General features: G+C 72.5%; 4 protein-coding genes. 1 reads left to right on the top strand and 3 read right to left on the bottom strand.

Going from position 1 to position 1,431, the window contains the following annotated elements; all coding sequences use genetic code 11:
- From AB0C29_RS48315 to AB0C29_RS48305, 3 genes are all read right to left on the bottom strand, one after another.
- Window positions 1–200 (bottom strand): sigma factor (locus AB0C29_RS48315; protein ID WP_360835091.1); only part of this gene is annotated, 200 nt, incomplete at its 3' end.
- Between the two features lie 60 nt (window positions 201–260).
- Window positions 261–785: an SRPBCC family protein gene (locus AB0C29_RS48310; RefSeq protein WP_360835089.1), complete on the bottom strand. Its 525-nt coding sequence runs from the start codon at window positions 783–785 to the stop codon at window positions 261–263.
- Window positions 782–1,096, bottom strand: coding sequence for a metalloregulator ArsR/SmtB family transcription factor (locus AB0C29_RS48305; protein WP_360835087.1), 315 nt, complete (start codon window positions 1,094–1,096; stop codon window positions 782–784). The genes AB0C29_RS48310 and AB0C29_RS48305 overlap by 4 nt, the downstream gene beginning before the upstream one ends.
- 50 nt (window positions 1,097–1,146) lie before the next feature.
- Here AB0C29_RS48305 and AB0C29_RS48300 point away from each other — a divergent pair.
- On the top strand, window positions 1,147–1,431 hold a 285-nt coding region (locus tag AB0C29_RS48300), incomplete at its 3' end, for a glycosyltransferase (RefSeq protein ID WP_360835085.1).

The raw sequence follows: 1,431 nt of genomic DNA, 5'->3' as shown, positions 1-1,431 counted from the left end.
CGGTTGGCGGCCCGGTTGACCAGGGCCCGGCGGGCGTACGCCTCCGGCATGCTGTGGATCCGGCGCCACTTCACGTACATCTGCTCGAGCACCTCCTGCACCAGGTCCTCGGCACTGTGCCGGTCCCCGGTGAGCAGGTACGCGATCCGCAGCAGGCCGGTGCTGCGGCTGCGTACGAAGTCGTCGAACCCGTCGCGCATGGCCTGCCTCTCCCCGTCCGTCACCCTGCCTGACACCGGCGGGCGGGGAAAGGTTGCCGGTCAGCCCGGCAGTTTCCGGGCGTACGCCGCGCGCAGCTCCTCCCAGCCGTGAGCGGTGGCGTCCCGGCCGCGGATGACCCCGACCGGGTCACCGGCCAGCAGCGGCGCCAGCACGGCGACGCACAGGTGCCACCCGGCGGCGAACATCGGCGCCTCGTCGCGCTTGGCGAAGGTGTGCCGCAGGGTGAGCATGGTGCCGCCGTCGGCCGGGGCCAGCTCCCAGCGCAGCCGGTCGTCGCCCCACGTGTATTCGAGCAGGGTGGGCGCTTCCGCGCGCAGCACGGTGGCGGGCAGGTCCGTCCGATCGGGACCGTCGACCATCGTCAGCGTGGTCTCGCCGGGGCGCGACAGGTCGCGGGCGGCGGCGAACGGTGCCCACTGGTCGAGGCGCTCGGGGTCGGTGAGGGCGGCCCACACCTTCTCCGGCGGGTGCGGCAGGGCCCGCACGAAGATCAGGGTCCAGGACCCGCCGTCGGCGACGACGGTCGCGTCGGCGAGCGGGCCGAGGTCGAAGTCAGCCTTCATGATTCCTCCAGGTGGCGTTCGAGGGCGTCCAGGTGCCGGGTCCACAACTGGCGGTACGGCGCCAGCCAGGCGTCGAGCGCACGGAACGGTCCGGGCTCGAGGGAGTAGATGCGTTGCTGGGCAGCGGTGCGACTGGTGACGAACCCGGCCTCGCGCAGCACTTTCAGGTGTTTGGAGACGGCGGGCTGGCTCATCGCCAGCTTCTCGACCAACTGGCCGACGCTGCTGTCGGCCAGCCGCAACTCGTCGAGGATCCGGCGGCGGGTCGGCTCGGCGAGTACGGAGATGGCATCCACGGGCACAGCGGCCACTATTCCACCGTGGTTATATAACCGTCAAGGCATGAAGCTATCCTCGGGGCATGCGGGTGCTGATCGTGACGTCCGGCTCGACCGGTGATGTGGCCCCGTACACGGGACTCGGCGCCCGGCTGCGCGAGGCCGGCCACGAGGTCACGCTGGCCTCCCACGAGCCGTTCCGGGAGCTCGTCGACCTGCCGTTCGTGGCCCTGCCCGGCGATCTGCGGCAGATCCTGCCGCGGGCGCGCGGCCAGGACGGCACCGGCTCGGGCACCGGGCCGCGGGCCCTGCTGCGGCTGCTGCGCATCGCCCGGCCGCTGGTCGCCGAGCTGGGCGACGGCATCGTG

The organism is Actinoplanes sp. NPDC048791, from assembly GCF_040650095.1.
Lineage (GTDB): Bacteria > Actinomycetota > Actinomycetes > Mycobacteriales > Micromonosporaceae > Actinoplanes.
Note: the sequence above shows the minus strand (reverse complement) of the source record. Positions and strands in the feature narration are given on the sequence as shown.

Bases quoted from the DNA above. Each gene is read 5' to 3' on its own strand.
- AB0C29_RS48310 (WP_360835089.1), bottom strand. From the start codon at position 785: ATGAAGGCTGACTTCGACCTCGGCCCGCTCGCCGACGCGACCGTCGTC.